This window comes from Halomonas halmophila (assembly GCF_006540005.1).
In the GTDB taxonomy this organism is placed as follows: domain Bacteria; phylum Pseudomonadota; class Gammaproteobacteria; order Pseudomonadales; family Halomonadaceae; genus Halomonas; species Halomonas halmophila.
In genome coordinates this window covers 50,152-66,554 of the sequence record NZ_BJOC01000022.1, presented here as the reverse complement: position 1 = coordinate 66,554, position 16,403 = coordinate 50,152, and the positions used below count along the sequence as shown (strand labels likewise).

Sequence of the window (16,403 nt, the reverse complement as noted above, 5' to 3'; positions counted from 1 at the left end):
AACGTGACACACTTGTCACTGATGCTTTACAGCAACCACCTGCTTGACCATGCCAGCCATTATGAGAGTGACGCGCTAGTGCCAAGGCCGATTCCCCCGCCGATCCCGCTGCCCGGATCAGCGCCGCTTGTCGACCGGTCTCCACCGGAGTCGCGTCACTCACGGCGGCGTCTGCGGGCCTGCCACCAGTGTGACTGGGTCATGGCGCTGCCGCCGCTGCGCTCCGGCGAGCAGGCCACCTGCCCGCGCTGCGGTCACGCCGAGGTACGTCGTCACCGCTACCCGGCGCAGCGCAGCATGGCCCTGGCCGTGGCCTCGCTCGTCACCCTCCTGCTGGCCATCAGTTACCCCTTCCTTGGCTTTACCGTCAAGGGTGTCAGCAACCACATCGAGCTGACCCAGTCGGCCACGCAACTCATCGGCTACCATGAACCCGTGGTCGCCATCGCCGTGCTGCTGACCATCCTGGTGCTGCCCGCTCTCTACCTGTGCGGCGTCATCCTGTTGCAGATCGGGCTGCTGGCCGGCAGGCCCCTGCCCCTGAGTCGGCTCATCGCCCGCTCGCTGGCGCATCTCGAGCCCTGGATGATGGCCGATGTCTTTCTCGTCGGCACCCTGGTCAGCCTGATCAAGATCGCCGGACTGGCACAGGTCGACCTCGGCTCCGGCTTCTGGGCCTTCGGTGTCTTCGTGATACTGCTGGTGGCTACCAGTCAGTCCGTGGATCGCGACTGGCTGTGGTTTGCCCTGGCCGGCGAGCCCTCGGCCCCCGACGGCAGCCGCACCGGTGAGACCGCCGCGCCTCAGGGCCTGACCGGCTGTCACACCTGCGGGCTGGTCAATCGCCTGAACCGCGGCAAGGGGCGCTGCCAGCGTTGCAGCGAGCCCCTGCACCACCGTCGTCCCATGAGCCTGCAACGCACCTGGGCCTTGATCGCCGCCTCGGCGGTGTTGTACATACCCGCCAATGTCTATCCGATCATGACCACCACGAGCTTCGGGCGGCCCGACCCCTCGACCATCATCGGTGGCGTCGTCAAACTGATCGAGATGGGATCCTGGCCCGTGGCCCTGGTCATTCTGGTGGCCAGCGTGATCGTCCCGCTGGGCAAGCTGATCGCCCTGGCGTGGCTGTGTCTGGTCGCCCCGAGAGCGCATCGCATGAACGCCCTGGCAAGGACGCGGCTGTATCGGATGACCGAGTTCATCGGCCGCTGGTCGATGGTCGATATCTTCGTGGTCGCCATCCTGGTGGCCCTGATCCGTGCCGGCAATCTGATGTCCATCACCCCGGGACCCGCGGCCCTGGCCTTCGGCGCCGTGGTCGTGATCACCATGCTGGCCGCCATGAGCTTCGACCCACGGCTGATCTGGGATGAGCCTGCCGAACCGAAAAGGAAACGAGGACGCCTGCGATGAATGACACTCCTGCCGACAATGATCGGGACGACAACGAGCACCGGGCCCGGGCCACCCGTCAGGCCCCGCTGTCGCCGATCTGGATTGTGCCCATCGTGGCGCTGTTGATCGGTGTCTGGCTGATCTACGACAACTACGCCAGCCAGGGCCCCATGATCACCCTGACCATGGACAGCGCCGATGGCATCGAGGCCGGCAGCACCCTGATCAAGTCGCGCAACGTCGAGGTCGGCCAGATCGAATCGGTATCGCTTTCCGACGACCGCTCTCATGTAGTCATGAAGGCACGCATGAAGACCCAGGCGGAACCCATGCTGGTCGAGGACAGCAGCTTCTGGGTGGTCAAGCCGCGCATCGGCCGCGAAGGCATCAGTGGCCTCAGTACCGTGCTCTCGGGCGCCTACATACAGCTCGAACCCGGCACCAGCGAAGAGGAAGCCCGCACCTTCGACGTCAGCCAACAACCGCCCGTGGCTGCCCCCGGTGCCGAAGGCCTGCGCATCAACCTGGTCAGTCAGGTGGGCGATGCCCTGAGCGTCGGCGACCCCATCACCTTCCAGGGTTTCCCCGTGGGCCGTGTCGAAAAGGCCGATTTCGACATCGAAAACCAGCAAATGCAGCACCGGGTTTTCATCGAGAGTCCGTACCACAAGCTGATCACGCGCAACACCCGCTTCTGGTCGACCAGCGGCATCGACTTCAGCCTCGACTCCCAGGGCGTCAACCTCCAGGTGGAATCCGTCGAAGCCCTGCTCGGTGGCGGGGTAACCTTCGGCGTGCCGGAGGACCTGCCCCAGGGAGAACCCGTCGCAGCAGACACCACCTTCACCCTGCACCCCGATGAGAAGAGCGCGCGTCAGGGCACCTTCGATAAATACCTCGAATACGTGCTACTCATCGAGAACACCGTGCGCGGCCTCTCCAAGGGGGCTCCGGTCGAATTCCGCGGCGTGCGTATCGGCACCGTGGCCAGCGTGCCCTGGAACTTCACCGCCCCGCAGCCGGATGGTCGCGACCGCCTGGCCATCCCGGTGCTGATTCGCATCGAGCCGCAACGCCTCGGCATCGACAGCCAGGAACTCGAGCTGAAGGAATGGAAGGCGCGTTTCACCCGCCTCTTCGACCGTGGCCTGCGCGCCTCGCTGAAGAGCGGTAGCCTGCTCACCGGCGCCCTTTTCGTCGACCTGACCATCGACGAACAGCGTGCCGGCGAATATACCGCCGAGACCTTCGCCCAGCGCGACGTCTTCCCGACGACCTCCACCGGTCTGGCGCAGATCCAGTCACAGGTCACCGCCTTGCTCGACAAGCTCAACGACCTGAAGATTGAACCCATCCTGGCCAGCCTCGACAAAAACCTGGCGACATCCAATACCATGCTCAAGGAAGTCCGCGAGTTGTCCGAGAGCCTCAACTCACTGGTCAACGATCAGGGCGTTCGCGAACTGCCGGGCAACCTGAATGCCACCCTCGAGGACCTGCAGAACACGCTGCAGGGGCTGTCCGCCGACTCCCCGGCCTACCGTGAACTGACCGACACCCTGGACCAGGTGGAGCGACTGATGCGCGACCTGCAGCCCGCGGCGCGCAAGATCAGTCAAGACCCGCGCGCGCTGCTGTTCGACACCCAGGACAGCAAAGACCCGATTCCGCGCGCCCCCGGCACAAGGAGCCAGCCATGAAGCCACGCGGCCTCGTCACCCTATTGACCGCCGCGCTGGCGGCACTCGCCCTGAGCGGCTGTGCCACCAGCCAGACGCCGGTCAGCCAGTACACTCTCCCCGATGCCCCCATCGGCGAGCACGACATCGGTGCCACGGCCGAACACCAGCTGGTGATTCGCCCCATTCGCCTGGCCAGTTACCTGGATGTCGAAGGCATCGTCCTGCAGGTCGACGAGCTGACCGTGCGCGCCGCACGGACCCACCAATGGGCCGAGCCGCTGGGTCGGCAACTCGAACGCGGCCTGCGCGACCGGCTGGCCGCCCGGTTGCCGGATACCCGGGTATTGCTGGACGACGCTACGCGCCGCCAGGACACACCGGTCGCCCTGCGCATCGAGATGACCCGTTTCCAAGGGCGTCATGATGGCCAGGCCATCGCCGAAGGCCGCTGGCAGCTGCGCGACGCCAGCGGCGAGTTGCTCGCCCTGACGCCCTTCCGCCTGACCACCACGCTGCAGGCCGACGGCTACCCGGCGCTGGTCAAGGCACTCGGCGCCAACCTGGACCGCCTTGCCGAGCAGCTCGCCGGCCACATCCGGCAGCTGCGCTGAGGCCTGGGATGTGCCATAATTGCGCCCCTCGCGGCAACGCTGGTCCCTCCTGCCGCGACTGATCCTATTTTCTGCGTCTCGATCCGGGACTGGCCGATGGCATGAGGTCATCGGCACGGGTCGCGACGTTGCTGCGGAGACTGCATGAGTTTTTCCGACCTGGGCCTGAGGCCTGAACTGCTGAGTGCCATCGAGGCACAAGGCTATACCGAAGCGACCCCCATCCAGCGCCAGGCCATTCCGGCCGTGCTCGACGGCCAGGACCTGCTGGCCAGCGCCCAGACCGGCACCGGCAAGACCGCCGGCTTCACCCTGCCGATGCTGCAGCGCCTGGCCGGCGGCAAGCGCCCCGCCAAGCGCGGCGTGCGCGCCCTGGTACTGACGCCAACCCGCGAGCTCGCCGCCCAGGTGGGCGAGAGCGTGCGCGACTATGGCCAGAACCTGTCGCTCAGCTCCCACGTCATCTTCGGCGGCGTGGGCCAGCAACCCCAGGTGGATGCCATCCGCCCGGGACTCGACATCCTGGTAGCCACACCGGGCCGGCTGCTCGACCTGCAACAGCAGGGTCATGTAGACCTGTCCGGCGTGGAAATCCTGGTCCTCGATGAAGCCGACCGCATGCTCGACATGGGCTTCATCCACGATATCCGCAAGGTGCTCAAGCTGCTGCCGGCCAAGCGCCAGAACCTGCTGTTCTCGGCCACTTTCTCCAACGAGATCCAGACCCTGGCCAACCAACTGCTCGACAACCCGACCCTGATAGAGGTGGCGCGCCGCAACACCACCGCCGAAACCGTCGACCAGGCCGTGTATCGCGTCGACCGCGAGAAGAAACGCGACCTGCTCGCTCACCTGATCCACTCCCAGCGATGGTTCCAGGTGCTGGTCTTCACCCGCACCAAGCATGGCGCCAACCGCCTGGCCGAACACTTGGGCAAGCGCGACATCCCCGCCATGGCGATCCATGGCAACAAGAGCCAGTCCGCACGCACCAAGGCGCTGACCGCCTTCAAGGCCGGCGATCTGCAGGTCCTGGTGGCCACCGACATCGCCGCCCGCGGCCTGGACATCGACGAGCTGCCGCACGTGGTCAACTTCGAGTTGCCTAATGTCGCCGAAGACTATGTCCATCGCATCGGTCGTACTGGCCGGGCCGGCAATGAAGGCCAGGCGGTGTCGCTGGTCTGCGTCGACGAACACGGGCTGCTGAAGAACATCGAGCGTCTCATCAAGCGCGATCTGGTCAAGCATGTCGAGCCCGGCTTCGAACCGGACCCCAATGCCCAGCCGGAGTCCATCGAGAATGGCCGCGGCGGTCGTGGCCGTGGACGCGGTGGTCCCGGTGGCGGCAAGTCCAGCGGTGGCAAGCCCGCCAATACCAAGGGCTCGGGCGACGCTGATGCCGGCAACCGCGAGGCCCCGGGCCGCAAGCGGCGTCGCCGCGGTGGTCAGAAACGTCAACAGGCTTGATACTGACACAGCCGACACGCCCGGAGCCGCCGCCGGCAACGCCAGGCACTACCTCCGGGCACCACTCCAGGCGACGACCTGGCACCATGCACCCAGGGCACCGCGCGATTGCGCGGGCCTACTCGAACGGCAAGCAAGGAACGCCATGGACACTCAGAATCTGCTCAGTGATTACAACCGCTGGCTGACTTTCCAGCGCCAGGCACAACTCGAACGCGAACACAGCGCCGCCGTGCGCGAGCTGGACAAGTCTCGCGTGTCGGCCACCCGCATGACCGAGGCCTATCGCAGCATGGCCGAGAAAGCGGCCAGCGAGGGCGCCTGCTATCGCACCCTCTTCCTGCGCAACGTCGAAGGCCAGGCACTCGCCTGCGAAGGTTGGCTGTTCGTCCGCCGCGTGCTCGCCGAAGGCGGTACCACCCGCGTGCGCGCCACCCTGCTGAACACCTTCACCCTGCAGGATGGCCGACTGAACCCGGGCGACCAGCCGGCAGAAAAGGTCACCCTGGAAATCTTCGAACACCTCAAGGTCGACCAGGGCATGGCCAGCATGGCAAGGGTCGACCGCGTCAATGGTGGCGAGGACATGCAGTTCATCACACTGCTGGATTCGGCACGCGGCGATCTCGGCCAGCACATGAAATAGGCTCACATGTCCGGCACTCGTCAGACTTCCCACCCGGCGCTGTTCATGCTGCTGATGATACTGGTCGGCCTCAACCTGAGGCCGGCCTTGTCGTCACTGGCCCCCGTACTGCCGCGCATCGAAGCTCAGACCGGCATCAGCGTGGGCGGCATCGGCGCACTAACCACCCTGCCCGTGCTCTGCCTGGGGCTCTTTGCTCCCCTGGCACCCTGGCTGGCGCGTCGACTGGGCGCCGAACGCAGCCTGTCCCTGGCCCTGCTGGTCCTGGCCACGGGACTGGGGGTGCGCGGGCTGGCCAGCCCCGTCTGGCTGTTCACCGGGACCTTCCTGGTCGGCGCCGGCATCGGCGTGGCGGGCAGCCTGCTGCCCGCCCTGGTGAAGCGTGAGCTTCCCGCTGCCGCGGATTTGATGACCGGCGTCTACACCATGGCGTTGTGTCTCGGCGGCGCGCTGGGCGCCGGCCTCAGCATCCCCCTGGCTGATGCCCTGCACAGCTGGCCGCTGGCCCTGGTGGCCTGGGCGGCACTGGCGATCACGGCCCTGGTCGCCTGGCTGACGCTGATGCCGCAGCCGACCAGCCCCGCGATCCAGCACGCCAGCGGCGGCAGCATCCGGGCGCTGCTGCATCAGCCGCTGGCCTGGCAGGTCATGATCCTGATGGGGTTGCAGTCCTCGCTGGCCTATATCGTCTTCGGCTGGCTGCCCAGCCTGCTCATCGCTCGTGGCTATGACGATGCCCGGGCCGGCTGGATGATGGCCGCCTCGGTGATGGTCCAGCTGGTATCGGCGCTGGCCGCCCCCTGGCTGGCACGGCTGGGGCGTGATCAGCGACCGGCACTGCTGCTGATGCTGTCGATGGTCGCGACTGGCTTGAGTGTGCTATTGGTGGGCCCCATCGAATGGCGCTGGGCCGGCGTGGCGCTGCTGGGGCTCGGTCAGGGCGGCAGCTTCAGCATGGCGCTGACGCTGATCGTGCTGCGCACCGCCGACTCGCGCCTGGCCGGCCGGCTCTCCGGGCTGGCCCAGGGCGGCGGCTATAGCCTGGCGGCCCTGGGACCGCTGGCCGTTGGCCTGATGCGGGAGTATGACCTGAGCCTGATGACCATCAATCTAGTATTGCTCGCTATCGCCGCCCTGGCCGCCGGCTTCGCCATGCTCGCCGGGCGACAACGCCGGCTGGACACCGATGAACAGGGCCGCCTGTTCACGCGCATCTACCACTGAGCGCCGCGACAAGATCCCAAGGAGCCGAGATGTCAGCCACCACATCCTCACTACTGGTCATCTACACGGGCGGCACGCTCGGCATGATGGAGAGCGAATCGGGCCTGGTGCCGGGGCCGGACTTCGAGGGCCGGCTGCGCCGGGCGCTGCAGGCCCTGCCAGCCGCCAGGCGTGACGCCCTGCCCGACTTCACCTGGATGCAGACCGAGCCGGCTATCGACTCCAGCGCCGCCACACCGGCCGACTGGCAACGCCTAGGCCACCTCATCGCCGCTCACTATTCGGCGTATCAGGGCGTGCTCATCCTGCATGGCACCGACACCCTGGCCTGGACCGCCTCCAGCCTCGCCTACCAGCTGCAGGGCATCCACTGCCCGGTCATCATCAGTGGTGCCATGGACCCGCTGGAGCGTGAAGGCAGCGACGCCCTGGGCAATATCGAGACAGCCATGCGCTTTGCCATCCGGCCCGATCTCGCGGAAGTCGCGCTCTGCTTCAACGGTCAATTGCTGCGCGGCGTGCGCAGCCGCAAGTGGCAGACCCGGCATGCGGACGCCTTCACCAGCCCCAACCACCCGCCTCTGGGCGCCTTTATCGACAACCAGGCCATCATCTACCCCGGACGCGGCTTGACCGATCATCAGCGCGGCGCGCCACGTTTCGAGCTGCCGGACTATGGCAGCCTGAGTGCCGGTGGCGTGCCCCGGGTCGCCCTCTGGCCCGGCATCAGCGCCTGGCAGCTGGAAGCCTGGCTGCTCGACGACCGCGTCCGGGGAGCCCTGCTGGAAGTCTGGGGCGGCGGCAACGTACCGGAAGACCCGGCCATTCTGGGCGTCCTGGCCCGAGCCAGCGGGGAAGGCAAGCTGCTGGCAGCGATCAGCCAGTGCCCTCAGGGTGGCATCAGCCTGGGCCACTACGCCGCCGGCCAGGGGCTGGTCGACGCCGGCGTGCTGTCCGGCGATGACATGACCCCGGAAGCCGCCGTGACCAAGCTGGTACACCTTCTCGCCCAACCGCTGGACGACGCCGAACGACGCCGACGCTTCCTGACCCCTTTGGTCGGGGAGCGCAGCGCACCGCTGGTCGAGGTGTAAGCTGGAAGCAAACCGCCCCATCAGCGTCTAGTCTTCACTCATCGACACGCATTACGAGGAGCCTGTCATGGAAGCCTATGACCATCCCTTCAGCGAACTCTTCGATCAGCTTGGCCTGGCGTCGGACCCCGACTCCATCAAACGCTTCATCGACCATCACGCGCCGATTCCCGAGGACGTCGCCCTGCCCGATGCGCCCTGCTGGAACGAGGGGCAGTCGGAGCTGCTGCGCGAGGCACTGGAAACCGACGCGGACTGGGCCGAGGTGGTCGATCACTTGGATGCCTCGCTGCGCAAGAGCGGCTGACGCGGGGGTCACTCTCCAGCGTGGAGACGCGCGGCGACGCGATCGAGGATCTGCTGGCTGACGCGATTGACCAGAGGGGTGGCCGCCCGCCGCACCGCCTTCTCGACGAAGCGGTTCTTGATCTCGTACTCCACGCACAGCGCGACCTGCGTGCCTTCCGGCACTCGGGTCAGTTGGTAACGCCCGGTATTGTGAACACCATCCACGGACTCCCAGGCCAGCACCGAGGGCGCCACCGACTCGGTGATGACCACGTCGAAGGTCCAGTCCATACCCACCGCCTTGACGTGCCAACGGTAATGAGCGTCACCCAGCGGCTCGATGGCCTCGATCAAATCGGAGTAGTCGACAAAGTCCTCGACCCGCTCCAGCAAAGCGAATACCCGCTCGGGAGGCGCATGGAGAGTAGCGCTGTGTTCGATCGTGGACATGATGACCCCATGAAGGCATGTGATATCGGACGCTGTCGGCGGCGGCTGACTGCAGCGCCAGTGTATCAGCCCGTGCGTGGCACCCGAACCTCAAAACATCGCCCGCCATGGCCGGCGCTCTCCCTGCCGGCCTGCCGAACTTGGCGCCCCTGGCCTCGGCAACGTAAACTATGCGCCCGCCGGACCGGAACCCGGCCATCAAATTCTCCGACTTGCAGGCCCGAAATGTCCCAGTCTTCCTCTTCCAGTGCCACCGTGGTCATCTACTCCGGCGGCATGGACTCCTATACCGTCTTGCACCGTGCACTGCGTGAAGGTCTCGAGGTACACGCCCTCTCCTTTGACTACGGTCAGCGCCACAGCCGCGAACTCGAGGTCGCCCGGCGTGTCTGCGCCGCGCTCGAGGTACCTCACCAGGTCATCGACATCCGTGCTATCCATTCCCTGATCGACAACTCGGCACTCACCGACAGCGACCGCAGCATGCCCGACGGGGACTACGACGCCGACAACCTGACGGCCACCGTAGTGCCCAACCGCAACATGATGCTGCTCTCCATGGCCATCGCCAAGGCCGTCAACATCGGCGCCGGCCGGGTCGACTACGGGGCCCACGGCGGTGACCATGTCCTCTATCCGGACTGCCGCCCGGCCTTCGTCGAGGCCATGAACGCCGTGGCCGGCATCGCCAACTTCGAAGCGGTGACCATTCACACGCCCTACCTGCACAGCAGCAAGGCCGAGATCCTCGCCGATGGCCTCGCCATGGGGCTCGATTACGCCGCCACCTGGACCTGCTACGAAGGCGCCGAGCTCGCCTGCGGGCGCTGTGGCAGCTGTCGCGAGCGCCTGGCAGCCTTTGACGCCAACCGGGCCAGCGACCCACTGGCCTATGCCGCCACCCCTGAGTCAGCCGGGTCGAGCGAGGGCCGCGAGGATGTATAGCGTCAAGGAAGCCTTCTACTCCCTGCAGGGCGAAGGCGGTCAGGCCGGCCGCGCCAGCGTCTTCTGCCGTTTCGCCGGCTGCAACCTCTGGTCGGGGCGCGAGGCCGATCGTGCCACGGCTGCCTGTCACTTCTGCGACACCGACATCCGCGGCACCGACGGTCAGAACGGCGGCCGCTTTGGTGATGCCGACGCCCTCGGCGCCCATCTCGAGTCACTCTGGCCGGGCGTCCCGGATGGCGCTCATCCCCAGGTGATCTTCACCGGTGGCGAGCCGCTGCTGCAGCTGGATGATGCCCTGATCGCCGCCATGCACGAGCGCGGCTTCGATGTCGCCGTGGAAACCAACGGCACCCTGGCAGCGCCGGCCGGCATCGACTGGCTGTGCGTCAGCCCCAAGGGCCGCAACCCGCTGGTCCAGACCCGGGGCGATGAACTCAAGCTGGTCTATCCCCAGGACGAAGCACCGCCCGAGCGCTTCACCGGCATGGGCTTCCGGCACTTCTATCTACAGCCAATGGACAGCGCACCGCTGGCCAGCATGGAACACAGTGGCGACACCATGGCCAGCACCGTGGCCTACTGCCTGGCCAACCCGCGCTGGCGGCTCTCGCTGCAGACCCACAAGATCGCAGGGATCGATTGATGACACTCTTCGTCAACCGCCTGACACAACTGGACACCTCCATGTGGTGCCCGACGCGAGGCCTGATCGGCACCAGCTGGCAGGTCGATGCCGAACTCGACGGCGAGCTCGGCGACGACGGCATGCTGTTCGACTTCGGCCGGGTCAAGCCGTGGATCAAGTCAAGCCTCGACCAGAGCCTCGATCACACCCTGCTGGTGCCCACCGAGGCGCCCGGGGTGAACGTTCAATCCTGCCCGGAAGGCCTGCGCATTCGCACCGAGACGCCCTATGTCATGGAAGTCCGCGGTCCTCGCCAGGCCTTCAGCCTGCTGCCCTGGCCAACGATCAGCCTGGCGCGACTCGCCGAGCATCTCGAGCAGATGCTGATGCGCCAGCCGCCGACCAACGTCGAGGGCGTGCGCCTGACACTTTCCGATGAAGCCATCGAAGGTGCCCACTACACCTACAGCCACGGTCTCAGGCGTCACGACGGCAACTGCCAGCGCATCACCCATGGACATCGCTCGCGACTGCACATCTGGCAGAACGGCCAGCGCGTGCCGAGCCTCGAGGCCGACTGGGCGCAGCGCCTGGCGGATTGTTATCTGGTCGACGAAGCCGATGTCGCGGAAGGCCTGGAGGCCTCCTTCATGGGACGGCTGATCGCCAGCTACCGCGCCGACCAGGGCCGTTTCATGATCAATCTGCCCCGGGAACGCTGCGTGGTCATGCCCCATGCCACCACGGTGGAAAACATCGCCGCCTGGCTGGCATCGCAAATCGCCCGGGAGAGCGGACAGCGGACCCGAGTTCAGGCCTTCGAGGGAATCGACAAGGGGGCGATTGCCGAGGCCGGAGGAAATGAGCTGTAAGCTGTAAGCTGGAAGAAGGAAGAAGGAAGAAAGAAGAAAGCCTACACCTTACCGTGAGAAAAAGCGCGAAAAACGAGCGGGTTCAGGTGTTCACTTCCAGGGCGGCGATACGCGCCAGGGCCTGGTCGCGATTGTCGCCGCAGAGTTCAGGGTCGTAGTCGAAAGCCCGGCACACTTCGGGGCGGCGGGGATCGCCGAACAATCGGCAAAGATTGTCGGCGTCGAGCTGCACGCAGCGTACGCCCTGTGGCTTGCCGTCGGGCATGCCCGGAATCGGCGAACTGATCGACGGCGCGATGCAGCAGGCACCACAGCCCGCACGGCATCCCGTACCCGCGGAGGAGCGCGCCTCTTGATCCTGATCGCGCCTTGCCATTGACGTATCCTCCTACCGATGAAGCTCGTAGGCGACCGGCCCCCACCTAGCTGCCACATACCCAGGTTGGCGCCAACAGCTCGCTTCACTCTTCACTCTTCACGCCCCTACACATCCGCCAGATGCGGCAGTCGCTTGTCCAGCAGGTTGCGCCAGCGCACCAGCACCGGCGCATCACTGTGACTGACGTCACCCAGCAGACGCCGGAAGGCTTCCCGGGCCTCGCTGTCCTCGGGGTCGACCAGGGTCAGCCACAGTTCGAGTCCACAGAGCTCCTGGTGCAGGTTGCCATCATCGCGCGCCTGTTGCAGGGCCTGCTCGGCAAGGCCGCGCACGACCTCGCCCGGACGCCCGAGATGATGCCGAACCCGAGCCAGCTGGATGGACAGCTCCGGAATGAACAGCGTCGAGCGCTCGCGAGCCACCAGCAGGGACTGGTCGAGATAATCCTCGGCACGCTCCAGTTCGTTCATGGAGACGCAGGCGTCGACGAACCACAGCGCCGGACGTTGATGCGGGTCACGGCCGGTCAGGTCGGTGAGTTCCTGCAGGGTGCCTTCGAGCACCGCCAGCCCCTCCCGGTCGCCGGCCATGGCACGTTGCCAGCCGAGCACGCTGCGCGCCGAAATCTGCCACAGATGCAGATCCGACGAGCCGGTGATCCGGTAAGCCCGCTCGGCGCGGCTTGATGCCAGGTGCACATGGCCCAGCTGGCGATACAGGGCCGCGGCATACATCAAGGCCATGGCCAGGCTGCCCGGGTGATTGATCTGTTCGGCCAGGCGAATGGCCGACTCGACCTGGCGCTCGGCACGCTTATAATCGCCGCGCAGACACAGCGCCCAGCCCTGGAAGCAGGAAGCCGCCACCTGTGGATGGTCGGAGAACGGCAACCACTCGATCATCATCGGCGAATTGAGCGGATCGATCTCCTCCAGATGCTCATAGGCCTGCTCGATACGCCCGGCCCAGTACTCGCAACTGGCACGGGCGAAATCCGCCAGGCGACGATAGCGCGGATCCTCGAGGCGCGCCGCCACATCGGCCAGCCGCGATGCCAGCATGAAGGCATCGGCATGCGCATTGCGCTGGCTGCAGCCGACCCAGAGCCCCCACTTGACCAGGAAGACCTGCTCGAGGTCCTCGTTGTCCTCGGGCAGGTCATCGCAGCTATTCAGCAGCTCGCGGGCACGCACGAAACTCTCGTGCGCGGTCGGCGAGCCGTGCCCTTCCAGAGCAAAGGCAGCCTGACCACGCACGGTGTGCAGACTGATCTCCCGCTCGACCTGGTCCTCCACGTGACGCAGGCTCGCCAGGCCGAAGTCGGCCATGCGCAGCGCCGTGCGATTGGCGCTGACCTTGAGGGCCTCGCGAGCGGCCAGCTCGAAATAGCGGGCACCCCGGGCGTAGTGACCACTGCGGCGTAGATGGGTGGCGAAATCCCCCGGATGGCGGCTGATCCAGACCGGGAAGTGCTCCTCGATCAAGCCCACCACCTGACGGTGCAGATCGACCCGGATATCCCGCGGGCAGGACAGATAGGCCGCTTCCTGCAGCAACTGGTGGGTGAACTGGTATTCACGCCCCTCGCTGTCGTTGTCCATCGGCTCGATGATCTCAAGACGAATCATCTGCTCGATGGCCGGTTTGAGACGCGCCATGTCCCAGCCGCTGCACTCGGCCAGCAGGTCGAGGCGGAACTGACGCCCCAGTACCGCCGCCACATGCGCCACCTCGCGGTCGGTGTCCAACTGGTCGATGCGGCTGGCCAGCAGCCCCAACAGGCCGCGCGGCAGCTCGTCGAGCTGGGTCGTGCGGCCCTCGCGACGATCCATGTCGACGCGGCGGCAGATCTCCTGCAGATACAGTGGCACGCCATCACAGCGCTCGATGATCTGACTGCGCAGCCTGGGGCTGAGGTGCAGTCGATAGCGCTTGGCCAGCTGCGTCAGCAATCGCGATGACTGGGTCTCGTCGAGGCGCCCCAGGGTCACCTGCTGATCCCAGTCGAGCCGGGTGGGCAGCGCTTCCCGCCCATGGTGGCTGGCCACCAGCATGAAGGGACAGTTGATTGGCAGGCGCGCCTGCAGCGCAGCCAGCACCTTGAAGGAGGGTTCATCCAGCCACTGCAGGTCATCGACCATCAGCACCAGAGTACGCGATTCGGTCAGCGCCGCGATCAGACGCGTCAGCAGGGCCACCACCAGCTCGACGGCCTCGCCGCTCTTGATCAGCGCCGCGCCTTCACGCGGCTCGCAGACACCCAGGGCCTCCTTGAGCAACAGCCGACGCTCGTCGGACAGATTGTCCGGCATCAGTTCGATCAGGCGCTCATCGAAGTCTGCGCAACTGATATCCCCCTCCAGGTGCCAGCGCACCAGCTGGCGTGCTACGCCATATGGCTCCTGGACGGAAAGGCGCGTCGTGGGTTGCCAGCAGACCAACGCCTCGCGACTCTGATCGAGCTGACGAAAGCCCACCAGCAGGGCCGATTTGCCGAGCCCCGAGGGCCCACGCACCAGCACGCTCTGGCGCAGGCCGATGCCGGCGCGGGTCAAGGCATCACGCAGGGTACGCAGTGCGGTCTCGCGCCCCACCAGGCTCGGCGGCGTGGCTTCACGCCCGCCCTCGTTGTCGCCAAGCACCAGGGCACGCAGGCGCACACGGCCATCATTGGCGACCAGGCGGGACGTCAGGCGCGGCTGGAGATCCAGGGCCGGCGGCATGTGCTGGCTGGCCTCCTGGGAAATCACCAGCTCGCTGCCCTCGGCGGCATTCATCAAGGATAGTGCCACCTGCGTCACCTGCCCCAACGGATCGACCAGGTGGCGCTCCGGCAGGTAGACCACCCGACCACTGTTGAGACCGGCGGCAAACTCGAACAGTGGCGGCTCCCCTTCACCGCTCCAATGCCGCTGGCATTCCTCCGGCAAGGCATGGCGGCAATGCTCGTACAGGGCCACCAGCTCGGCCAGCTGGTGCGCCGGTCCATGGGTACCGAAACAGGCCAGGCCAAGGCCGCCGGTAGCGCCGGGCAGCCAGAAGCCGCCCAGGTGATGGCACTGCTGCTCCAGCCAACGCATCAGCTCGATCTGCAGAGCCAGGAAGTCGCGGGCCTCGCTGCGCGACGACAGGTCGGCCTCGATGTTCAGGCGAATGGCCATTACCGACAGCTGGCGCTGCTCGACTTCGTCCTCGCGGATCGGTGCTGCGTTGTCGGCGATGGTCCGCGAGAAGGCACCACTCGGACCGGTCGCCGCCGGCTCGGACGACCCGTCCGACCAGTAGCGCGCCAGCTGCAGAAAACTCGGATCGGGTTGCTGCCCACTCAGGGCCAGCTGTTGCAGATAGGCATTGTACTGCTCGTGGGCCGCGGCCAGCTGACCATGCTCGGCCAGCTGGCGCACCAGCTTTTCGTGGAAGGGGCCGTAACCGGAGAAACGGCTGACCAGGGCCTCGAGGAGCTGGTCGGGAAGCGGCTCGCTCTGGTCGAGTACGGCCTCCGCAAAACGGATCACGCGCTGGCGCCATTCGTTGCGTACCTGCACCAGCCAACGCAGAAATTCGGAGCAGTTGGGCAACTGCAGTTCCTCGACCAGGTCGCCCTGATAATGTGTCAGGACTTCTTCCAGGGTCTCGACGCTGGGCGGGCCATCCAGCAACGTCTGCAGTTCATGGAGATCGAAGGTCCAGTGCTCGGGCAGCCGGAAGGCGATGGTCTGTCGGGAAACAGTCAATACCTGATCGGCCTGCTCGCCCATGGCCTGGCGCAGGCAGTGCAACGCGTGGCGCAGATTGGTACGCCCCGAGGACAGCCCCTGGTCGGGCCACAGCAGTTCGGCCAGGCAGGCACGATTGACCGGCTGATCGTGCAACAACAGATACACCAGCAATGCCTTGACCTTGTCATAACTGAAATGCGTCAGGGCATCATCGCCGAGGGTCAGCGAGAAATGTCCGAAAAGAGCCAGGCTGTCCTGCTCTTCACGAACGACGTCTTCGGAAGCATCCCGCATGATGGCTCTATCCTGCTGGGCGGTAGAAACCGGCGTCAGGCCGGCACCCCGCTGTGAAAACGAAATTCGGTGTCTGGTGTGGTGATCAACTCCCCCTCCTGGGCAATGAAGAAGGCGACCCTGTCATCGATCGACTCTTCGCCAAGCCGTCTCGCGAGCATCAGGTAATCCTCGTAATGCCGGCCTTCCGACTTAACCAGACCGCGATAGAACTTTGCAAGCTCATCATCCAGGTGGGGAATCAGGCGCGCGAAACGTTCACAACTGCGCGCTTCGATGATCGCCCCCACGATCAGCACATCCACCAGCCGCTGCGGCTCCTGGCTGCGCACATGGCGCCGCATACCCTCGGCGTAGCGAGCCGCCCCGATGGGCCGGTAGACAATGCCCCGCCCTTCCATCAGCTTGACCACCTGCTCGAAGTGCAACAATTCTTCACGAGCCAGACGCGCCATCTTGGTCAATAGCTCACTGTCGTCGACATAACGATACAGCAGGCTCATGGCCGTCGAAGCCGCCTTCTTTTCGCACTGAGCATGGTCGATCAGCAGGGTCTCGGGGTTCTCCAGCGCCCAGTCGACCCAGGCAGCAGGCGTCGGGCAGGCCAGGAAGTCGAGAATTTCCCCGGGCAGTCTGGGGTCATGTGTGGCAGTCATGGCAATTCCGGTCAAAACGGGTTCCGCTAGCGTCTGATGGATGG

Annotated in this window: 15 protein-coding genes; 11 read left to right on the top strand and 4 right to left on the bottom strand. The window is 65.9% G+C overall.

Translation table 11 applies throughout. From position 1 onward, the window contains the following. The first annotated feature begins 21 nt into the window (after positions 1-21). The 8 genes from HHA01_RS08815 to HHA01_RS08780 all read left to right on the top strand — a co-directional run bounded on the left by HHA01_RS08815 (position 22) and on the right by HHA01_RS08780 (position 8,435). Positions 22-1,419, top strand: a complete 1,398-nt coding sequence (locus tag HHA01_RS08815; protein WP_141319923.1) for a paraquat-inducible protein A — start codon at positions 22-24, stop codon at positions 1,417-1,419. Next, a complete protein-coding gene (gene pqiB / locus HHA01_RS08810) occupies positions 1,416-3,101 on the top strand; it encodes an intermembrane transport protein PqiB (protein WP_141319816.1) in 1,686 nt (561 codons plus the stop codon). Before HHA01_RS08815 ends, pqiB begins: the two co-directional genes overlap by 4 nt. Further along, entirely contained in the window at positions 3,098-3,694 is a 597-nt protein-coding gene (locus HHA01_RS08805) for a PqiC family protein (RefSeq protein WP_141319814.1), read from the top strand. The genes pqiB and HHA01_RS08805 overlap by 4 nt, the downstream gene beginning before the upstream one ends. Positions 3,695-3,838: 144 nt before the next feature. Next, a complete protein-coding gene (locus HHA01_RS08800; protein WP_141319812.1) occupies positions 3,839-5,164 on the top strand; it encodes a DEAD/DEAH box helicase in 1,326 nt (441 codons plus the stop codon). 145 nt (positions 5,165-5,309) lie between these two features. Continuing rightward, positions 5,310-5,810: a hypothetical protein gene (locus HHA01_RS08795; protein WP_141319810.1), complete on the top strand. Its 501-nt coding sequence runs from the start codon at positions 5,310-5,312 to the stop codon at positions 5,808-5,810. 6 nt (positions 5,811-5,816) lie between these two features. Then, a complete protein-coding gene (locus HHA01_RS08790) occupies positions 5,817-7,034 on the top strand; it encodes an MFS transporter (protein WP_246053857.1) in 1,218 nt (405 codons plus the stop codon). 29 nt (positions 7,035-7,063) lie between these two features. Then, a complete protein-coding gene (locus tag HHA01_RS08785; RefSeq protein ID WP_141319808.1) occupies positions 7,064-8,128 on the top strand; it encodes an asparaginase in 1,065 nt (354 codons plus the stop codon). A gap of 67 nt (positions 8,129-8,195) precedes the next feature. Beyond that, positions 8,196-8,435: a DUF2789 domain-containing protein gene (locus tag HHA01_RS08780; protein WP_141319807.1), complete on the top strand. Its 240-nt coding sequence runs from the start codon at positions 8,196-8,198 to the stop codon at positions 8,433-8,435. Between the two features lie 8 nt (positions 8,436-8,443). Here the strand turns inward: HHA01_RS08780 and HHA01_RS08775 are convergent, their stop codons facing one another. Continuing rightward, positions 8,444-8,866: an SRPBCC family protein gene (locus HHA01_RS08775; protein ID WP_141319805.1), complete on the bottom strand. Its 423-nt coding sequence runs from the start codon at positions 8,864-8,866 to the stop codon at positions 8,444-8,446. Positions 8,867-9,091: 225 nt separating this feature from the next. On the opposite strand from HHA01_RS08775, the gene queC reads away from it, so the two are divergent. Genes queC through HHA01_RS08760 form a run of 3 tightly spaced genes read left to right on the top strand, consistent with a single transcriptional unit; the run spans position 9,092 to position 11,311 of the window. Continuing rightward, complete coding sequence (queC, locus tag HHA01_RS08770) at positions 9,092-9,811, top strand: 7-cyano-7-deazaguanine synthase QueC (RefSeq protein WP_141319803.1); 720 nt, start codon at positions 9,092-9,094, stop codon at positions 9,809-9,811. After that, entirely contained in the window at positions 9,804-10,457 is a 654-nt protein-coding gene (gene queE, locus HHA01_RS08765; protein WP_141319801.1) for a 7-carboxy-7-deazaguanine synthase, read from the top strand. Before queC ends, queE begins: the two co-directional genes overlap by 8 nt. Then, positions 10,457-11,311: a 6-carboxytetrahydropterin synthase gene (locus HHA01_RS08760; RefSeq protein WP_141319799.1), complete on the top strand. Its 855-nt coding sequence runs from the start codon at positions 10,457-10,459 to the stop codon at positions 11,309-11,311. Before queE ends, HHA01_RS08760 begins: the two co-directional genes overlap by 1 nt. Before the next feature lie 82 nt (positions 11,312-11,393). On the opposite strand, the gene HHA01_RS08755 is transcribed toward HHA01_RS08760, so the two are convergent. From HHA01_RS08755 to HHA01_RS08745, 3 genes are all read right to left on the bottom strand, one after another. Further along, positions 11,394-11,687, bottom strand: coding sequence for a YkgJ family cysteine cluster protein (locus HHA01_RS08755; protein WP_141319797.1), 294 nt, complete (start codon positions 11,685-11,687; stop codon positions 11,394-11,396). 107 nt (positions 11,688-11,794) lie between these two features. Next, positions 11,795-15,703 carry an ATP-binding protein gene (locus HHA01_RS08750; RefSeq protein ID WP_141319795.1) on the bottom strand — a complete coding sequence of 1,303 codons (3,909 nt, stop codon included), beginning with the start codon at positions 15,701-15,703 and terminating at the stop codon, positions 11,795-11,797. Between the two features lie 35 nt (positions 15,704-15,738). Continuing rightward, on the bottom strand, positions 15,739-16,359 hold the full coding sequence (locus HHA01_RS08745; RefSeq protein WP_141319793.1) for a MiaE family protein: 621 nt from the start codon (positions 16,357-16,359) through the stop codon (positions 15,739-15,741). Positions 16,360-16,403 lie beyond the last annotated feature (44 nt).

Bases quoted from the DNA above. Each gene is read 5' to 3' on its own strand.
- HHA01_RS08755 (WP_141319797.1), bottom strand. From the start codon at position 11,687: ATGGCAAGGCGCGATCAGGATCAAGAGGCGCGCTCCTCCGCGGGTACG.
- HHA01_RS08760 (WP_141319799.1), top strand. From the start codon at position 10,457: ATGACACTCTTCGTCAACCGCCTGACACAACTGGACACCTCCATGTGG.
- pqiB (WP_141319816.1), top strand. From the start codon at position 1,416: ATGAATGACACTCCTGCCGACAATGATCGGGACGACAACGAGCACCGG.
- HHA01_RS08780 (WP_141319807.1), top strand. From the start codon at position 8,196: ATGGAAGCCTATGACCATCCCTTCAGCGAACTCTTCGATCAGCTTGGC.
- HHA01_RS08815 (WP_141319923.1), top strand. From the start codon at position 22: ATGCTTTACAGCAACCACCTGCTTGACCATGCCAGCCATTATGAGAGT.
- HHA01_RS08785 (WP_141319808.1), top strand. From the start codon at position 7,064: ATGTCAGCCACCACATCCTCACTACTGGTCATCTACACGGGCGGCACG.
- HHA01_RS08795 (WP_141319810.1), top strand. From the start codon at position 5,310: ATGGACACTCAGAATCTGCTCAGTGATTACAACCGCTGGCTGACTTTC.
- queC (WP_141319803.1), top strand. From the start codon at position 9,092: ATGTCCCAGTCTTCCTCTTCCAGTGCCACCGTGGTCATCTACTCCGGC.
- HHA01_RS08800 (WP_141319812.1), top strand. From the start codon at position 3,839: ATGAGTTTTTCCGACCTGGGCCTGAGGCCTGAACTGCTGAGTGCCATC.
- HHA01_RS08750 (WP_141319795.1), bottom strand. From the start codon at position 15,703: ATGCGGGATGCTTCCGAAGACGTCGTTCGTGAAGAGCAGGACAGCCTG.
- HHA01_RS08805 (WP_141319814.1), top strand. From the start codon at position 3,098: ATGAAGCCACGCGGCCTCGTCACCCTATTGACCGCCGCGCTGGCGGCA.
- HHA01_RS08745 (WP_141319793.1), bottom strand. From the start codon at position 16,359: ATGACTGCCACACATGACCCCAGACTGCCCGGGGAAATTCTCGACTTC.
- queE (WP_141319801.1), top strand. From the start codon at position 9,804: ATGTATAGCGTCAAGGAAGCCTTCTACTCCCTGCAGGGCGAAGGCGGT.
- HHA01_RS08790 (WP_246053857.1), top strand. From the start codon at position 5,817: ATGTCCGGCACTCGTCAGACTTCCCACCCGGCGCTGTTCATGCTGCTG.
- HHA01_RS08775 (WP_141319805.1), bottom strand. From the start codon at position 8,866: ATGTCCACGATCGAACACAGCGCTACTCTCCATGCGCCTCCCGAGCGG.